At 57.3% G+C, this 6466-nt stretch carries 4 protein-coding genes and 2 pseudogenes; 5 read left to right on the forward strand and 1 reads right to left on the reverse strand.

The genetic code is table 11. The features are described from left to right. Nucleotides 1-76: 76 nt before the first annotated feature. The 3 genes and pseudogenes from mobF to IVA80_RS29480 form a co-directional block, all read left to right on the forward strand. Nucleotides 77-835, forward strand: a pseudogene (gene mobF / locus IVA80_RS38150) (MobF family relaxase); the annotation flags it as partial. A gap of 123 nt (nucleotides 836-958) precedes the next feature. Beyond that, complete coding sequence (locus IVA80_RS38155; protein WP_346348032.1) at nucleotides 959-2851, forward strand: AAA family ATPase; 1893 nt, start codon at nucleotides 959-961, stop codon at nucleotides 2849-2851. Between the two features lie 725 nt (nucleotides 2852-3576). Then, nucleotides 3577-3975 (forward strand): hypothetical protein, encoded by a 399-nt coding sequence (locus IVA80_RS29480; protein ID WP_247438150.1) that lies wholly within the window; start codon nucleotides 3577-3579, stop codon nucleotides 3973-3975. Here IVA80_RS29480 and IVA80_RS29485 read toward each other — a convergent pair. Beyond that, nucleotides 3972-4207: pseudogene (locus IVA80_RS29485) on the reverse strand (SOS response-associated peptidase); the annotation flags it as partial. The gene IVA80_RS29480 and the pseudogene IVA80_RS29485 overlap by 4 nt on opposite strands. Nucleotides 4208-4640: 433 nt before the next feature. Here IVA80_RS29485 and IVA80_RS29490 point away from each other — a divergent pair. Both IVA80_RS29490 and IVA80_RS29495 read left to right on the forward strand, forming a co-directional pair. Next, nucleotides 4641-5093 carry a hypothetical protein gene (locus tag IVA80_RS29490; protein ID WP_247438152.1) on the forward strand — a complete coding sequence of 151 codons (453 nt, stop codon included), beginning with the start codon at nucleotides 4641-4643 and terminating at the stop codon, nucleotides 5091-5093. Between the two features lie 21 nt (nucleotides 5094-5114). After that, nucleotides 5115-5690 carry a hypothetical protein gene (locus tag IVA80_RS29495; protein WP_247438154.1) on the forward strand — a complete coding sequence of 192 codons (576 nt, stop codon included), beginning with the start codon at nucleotides 5115-5117 and terminating at the stop codon, nucleotides 5688-5690. Nucleotides 5691-6466 lie beyond the last annotated feature (776 nt).

The raw sequence follows: 6466 nt of genomic DNA on the forward strand, positions 1-6466 counted from the left end.
AGCGGGCGCTTACTACACCGAAGATCCCAACCGTGAGGCGAGCCCGCGGCTCCGGGACAACTAGTATGCTCGTGACGACGTCAATGGGACTTGGTGGTCGACATCATCCAGCGTCGTTCGGAATGGTTCATCTATCGACAAGGAGACGTTCCGGGACCTATGCGCGGGCATTGATCCGCGCACCGGCAAGAGCTTGGTACGAGGCGCCGGCGAACGTCACCGCGCCGGATGGGACATCACGTTTTCTACGCCGAAGAGCTTCGGAATCCTTTGGGCCGCAGGCACTCCCGAACAGCGGGTCATCTTGGAGACGATTCAGCGAGACGCCGTCGACCAGGCATTGCAAATGGTGGCCGACGAGCGTCTCATCGAGGTCCGGCTGGGCGCCGGTGGCCGGCTGCGCGAAGCGCCCAGCGACATCATGGTGGCTAAATTCCCGCACTTCACGTCGCGAGAAGGGGACCCCGCCTGTCATACGCATTGCATATTATTAAACAGCGCGCGGTCGTCGAACGATCCAAAGAAGTACCTCACCATCGAGCCACGGCAGGTCTACGCTTGGCAGGTCGTCCTTGGGGCGGCCTTTCGGACGACGCTCTCGGAAAAATTGGTTGCGATGGGATTTTCCGTCAGGGCCGCGGGTCGGGGCCAGTTCGAAATTGCCGGCATTTCAGATGCGCTGATCGAACAGTTCTCGAAGCGCTCCCGGCAGATCAAAGCCGTGGTACGAGGCGACGCGTCGGCAGCCGAGAAAGAGGTCGCGGCGCTTGCGACCCGAGGCGACAAGGCCAGCGTGCCGACCGGGGATGAGTTGGAACGCCGTTGGCGTCAGGAGCTCGCGGAGTTCGGCATCGATCCGTGGAGCGCTGCGTTGGCTGCTGGACGGAAGCTTGGCCCGCACCGCGGAGCTTTGCGCGACTACGAGTTTGATCCGCCGGAAGTCCCTGGAGATACGCCCGTGGCACTGGCAGCTTCGGAAATCTTCCGCACCGAAAGCGTCGCGACGCGCAAGGAACTGCTGCAACGGGCCTTGGCCGAAGCAAGCCTTCAGGGAGGCAGCATCGAAAGCGTCTATGCAGGACTCGCGCAGCATGCAGCATCGGGAAAACTTGTTCGGCTGGACCGGGATGCGTTACCCCAGGATTGGACCACGGCCGGCCTCGCTGCGGAAGAAGCAACGCTGCTCCGCCTCGCAGGGGAACGGCAGCGGGGATCGTGGTTCAAGCCGGAGGCCATAGAGGCCGCATTGAAGCACGCTTCAATCGTCTCGGAAGAACAACATGAAGCGATTCGAGAAGTGACGTCGCAAGATCCGACGTGCGTGCTCGAGGCGGGCGCGGGGACGGGTAAGACCACCCTGGCAAAAGTAGTCCTGGATGCCGCCAAGAGGTCGGGTCTCACCATCGTAGGATTGGCGCCTTCCTGGGTTGCGGCGGATGAATTGTCGCGTTCAACCGGAATCGAGGCTATTGCGATCGCGCGGTTTCGGCATGAAATCGACGTAGGGAAGCGGCGTCCACCCGACGACAAGACACTGGTGATCGTCGATGAGGCGGGGATGGTAGGAATGCGCGACATGGCGGCAATCTTCAAAGCTTGCACCGGCCATGTGCCTTCGAATGCCTTAGGGGACGGTTCTGCAAAAATATTGCTCTGTGGCGATCGCCGCCAGCTTGCCTCGGTAGCAGGAGGCAGTGCGCTCAGGGCGATTGCCGACACTATCGAGCGCAGCTCGACCCTGAGAGGCGTTCGGCGCCAAGCGGTGGATTGGCAGCGCGCGGCGTCTGTCGCCATGGCACAGGGCGACTCGGAGGCTGGCCTACGCGCCTATGCCGAGGAGGACCGCATCGAGATGGTGGCGGGCCGCGAAGCTGCGGAGGCCCTTGCGATAAAGACTTGGCAGGATCTTCGGCGATTCCATGGCGATGACGTCATCGTCGTGACGCGTCGCAATCGCGATGCCGTCTCGCTCAACCTCGCCGCCCGCGAAATTCTACGCGAGGAAAGGAAAATCCAGGGCCCGGACATTGCCCTGCCCGCGATCGACCGTGATGGAGAGATCGTTCAGCTTCCGCTTGCTATCGGCGATCGCATTCGCTTCAGCGAAACGCTCCCCCGCCATGAAGTTCGGAATGGTACCCGTGGGACGGTTGAACAGTTGTTCCCAAGTGGCGATGGATCAGTTCGCCTTGCAATCCGTCTCGAAGATGGCCGCGTGGTGGAGGATGCATGGTCCGGCTTTGCGGCTCGCAGGCGCAGCCACCAGGCAGGCGTTCCAAAAATCGTTCATTCGGTAGCTGGATCAGCTTATTCCGTTCAAGGTCGCACCGCTGCCGCGACCGTATACTACGTTCCGGGCGCAACTGACGCTCGCGAAACCTATGTGGCGTTGACACGCCACCGAAACGACGTACGGATCGTGGTCGAAAGTGCGAGGCTGGACGGCATATGCCGTACGGATCAAGCGGATCCGACTGTGCCACCGACCAAGTCGGTGCTGCTCGAACGGCTATTTAGTGAAGCGCGTCGATATAGGGAAAAAGTGAATGTTGCCGATTACGTTGAAGATCGGCTGCGGTTCGTCAGGTCTGGCTTCGTCGAATTGCCGCAAGTTCAAAAAGAGATGAATTTAGGCCTCGTGGCCAGGGCTGCGCGCCGCATTGAGTTGGCTGCACATTCACTTGGTCTAGATGGACATCGTTTCATTGCGGAGCTCCGCCGTCATGCCCGCTTTGTACCCGAAAGGCAACTGTACGAAGGTGCTGCTTCTATCGTCGAAAGGGTCAAATCGTGGTCCCGTACCCGCGTTGGGTCGGTCGAGCGCGATCCTCATGAACCGTCAATATCTTGATCGAGGCCACCGCGCTTTTCATTTCCATCAAAAGCCGGCGGCCGGAAGCGCTCGTTTGGCAGTGCGCGCTCTCGTGCGTCTGTGTTTTCTATCTCGGCTGCAATGAAGGATTCGAAAGTCTTGCTCAAGGATTCGAATTAGTGCGGTTCAAGTTTTCAAGGATTCGAGTGATTTATCAACGTGTTAGATCATTCTTGGCTTGACTCCCAAGAATTCATTTTTGTATGGGGCTCTCATCGGCAGAGGAGAGTTTCATGAAAAAGCATGTCGCACTTGTGAGGTGACAACGGAGACGTGGGCGTCGGTCGAGGAGTTCATCTCCTACAACAGGCGGAGAAAGAGTTCGTCGCACGGCGCCCTTACCCTCGAACTTTTGCTTGAGCTTTTCCTGCAGGACGTCGCGCTGATGCTGAACCGCCACGGCTGTTGGGAGGCCGATGCAGTGTTCGGATTGCTCGCGAGCCACGGCTACGATTGCTAATTGCAGCGTCTTTAATGAGGGAGAAGACCATGGAGAGATACGGCATTCACGTCCCGGGCTTCCGCCGACCGTTGAGCATAGCTATGGGGCCGATTTTTGGCGGCCACTGCATTGTTGGACCGCCCGAAGCCCTCAGCTTACATCTGCGTTGCTGTTGCGCCGATGCGTGCCAGGGCGGGTTGGCCGCACCTCGAACCATTCGATACCTTTCGCTATCTCTCTAACGACAGGTCAAGCTTTCGTCATGCACAGGGACTTCTTCATCAGTAGCTTTCTCATTGCCGATATCGCGATCGAAGGAGGCATTTGGTTAACTGCTGCAATGATCGACGCGACAGACGCTAACTCGCCCTTGGTCCTGTCATCTGCTCGCGCTGCTGAGGCTTTCGCTCGCTCGGATGCCATCAGAGAACTCGCGACGCTATCCGAGGAAAATCGTCATCGCATGTTCATCGCCGGCTTCCGCAGAATTAAGCCTCACCCAGGACAATTGGGGACCATCTTTGAAAAGATGTTGGAAAAAGATAGTACAGTTGTCGATGAGGTCTTCCGAATCCAGTGGCTCAAGCGCTGTGACGTTTTGACGCCAAACGGTCACCAGGCTGAGGCTTGTCCACGTGCTGCGCGGCGCTCTGTGGACTAAGTCGCGGGCGCTGCGTCTTCCTTCGCGTCGCGCGCGACGATCTTCAATGACCCAACCGGAAGGGGACGCGGCCGTTTGAAGGCTTCATCCGCGGGAGCCGTCATCCGATCTCGACCTCTTGGGGCGTCTCAGGATCACCGGCATCGCCTCAGGTGGATGGCGAAGACTCGGCATTCGCCTCCGTCGTCAGGAACGCAAAGAGGTCGTTGGTGGTCTCGCCTTCCTTGACCTTGTCTCGCAGGATCTGCGCGCCATCGCCGACCTCACGCCACTGTAGCACCGATTGAGAAGGGCGCTGCGGGAGGACGGGCTTGAAAACGAGGCCGCTTCGACAGTGCGTCTTTTGCTGACTTCATGCAGCTGGGCCGGTCGCGATGGCAGGTTCAACTTGGTGCTGGGCCGGCTAGGGGCCTCTGCATTGTCGCGGCTTTCCGAAGAATCGCAGCTCCGTTTCGGCGGCTTCCGCACCTGTTCCATCCCCGTGCTTTTTCGGTCAGTTTCGCTCATTCAGTGCAGCGGGCCCCTCAAAAATGATTGACGCGTCGCCCTAAAACACATGTACGGATAAATTCAATAATTGGCATGAAACCATTGGCAGTACGCCATATCTGGCATTAGATATGTGACCTGCCGGTTAGCACCGTGTCTCCAGCTAGGGGGTTAAGATGTCGTTTACAATAACCGACCTCCAAAAATTGGAGGCGCAACTAAAGGTCGCAAAAAACGAAAGTAAGGCAGCCAGTCTCGCCGTACTTAAACGTATCGGTGTCGTAGACAGCAAAGGAAAGTTAGACAAGTCTTACGCCATCAAATCGAAGAAAGGCACTTTAGCCCAAGCTCGGAAAGTTGCTCAGAACCAGACAAGGGCATGGAAGCGGCTTGTCGATCCCAATTCCATGGTTCGTCAGAAAGGCGTTTACAGCGTCAAGGATGTGCCCGATGAGGTTGTGGTTGTTCGTGTTCGGAATGGAGCGATTGAGCCTGTAGCTGTCACGAAAGACAAACTTGGTGCCATTAAGCGCTATCGTGGTTTCGACGGCAAGCTATCGCCCGTAACTGTATCCGTGAAGAAGCAAGTGAAAGCTGGCGCAGTTCGGAAGCGATTCCGAACACCCTGATAATTGTCAGGGTTCTCGTTCATGTATCACAGCTTGCATGCAAATCTGATCCTTGCTTATCACGGCTGCGATGAGCGCGTGGGTAAACGTCTTCTCCAAGGTGCAAAGTTTAAGCCGAGCACGAACGACTACGACTGGTTGGGGCCTGGTATATATTTTTGGGAAGCGAATCCCAATCGTGCGTGGAGCTTCGCCAAAGAACAGCAGGCTAGGGGAAGGGTAAAGAAGCCCTTTGTTGTAGGTGCGGTTCTTTCTCTTGGAACTTGCATAGATACTTTAAGCGAAAGCAGCATCGAAGCCATTGCGTATGCCCATGCGGCATTAAAGAAGCGACTTGCGCGGCAAAGGCAGCCTATGCCTAAAAACGTTGGCAAAGATCTTTTGCTTAAACGGCTAGATTGCGCTGTGATCAATCAGCTTCACGATATGAGCGCTGCGGCAGGCATTCAAAAGGCCGATAGTCTCCGTGGTTTGTATTTCGAGGGCAGGCCCCTTTACCGAACTGCCGCTTTTTACGAGAAGTCTCACGTCCAGATTTGCATTGTAAACCCAGCTTGCATTAAGGGTGTATTTTACGTGCCGCAGGTCGTCTCGTAAGTTGGATCGAACCGCTCGAGTGGGCTTTGTCTGAGAAGTAGCTGTCTTCCCGACTGGGTTCGTCCAAGCCTGCCCCATGCGTCAGCTCCACTCCAGTTCGGCCCTGTTGCGCGGGTGTTGGCGGCGCTCGACGGCGGCGTATTCGATGAAGTGACGATAAGGCGGCATTTCGATACAGTCGGCTGACGGAAGATAGCAGGCACGGTTGTCAATCGGCGTTCGACTGGGACCCCCGATCGGCATCCAAAGGGTTATTCCATGCCGAAACACATCGGGGTGCCCTCTTCATTCAAAGTGACGCGAATGGCGACCGCAAGATCGGTCATCGATCGGAAGGTGAACTCCTGGATGACAATCGGCCGATGATCGCGACCTGGATCCAGCCGGTTTTCTGCAAGAAGATGCGGGGCGCTTCGATCTGATTGGCTTGAAGTCGCCCTCGCGCGGGAGCGTTGTTTCTGGAGGCGCCGTTTGCCCGAATGAAGATGGTTTAGTCATCAGCCCATTGATCGAAGTCGCCCGGGCACCGCGATTGCCGCCTCGTCGGAGTCAATGCCGCTCGGAACGCTTATCTGCCCCAACCATTGAGCGGGCTCGCGCGCGGTGCGAAACCACTAGAAATCGACGCTTTCGCCCCCAGACGCGGGGAGGCCGAGCGTAAGCCCCCGGTGAAGGCCGCCTTCCCGGATCGTGCTCAAGCGTGAGATGCTTTGCTCATTAATTTGCAAACAAATGAGCAAACGTGACGACGGTAACGGTTCTATCCGGTCCAGAGC

Source organism: Bradyrhizobium sp. 139 (assembly GCF_023074175.1).
Lineage (GTDB): Bacteria > Pseudomonadota > Alphaproteobacteria > Rhizobiales > Xanthobacteraceae > Bradyrhizobium.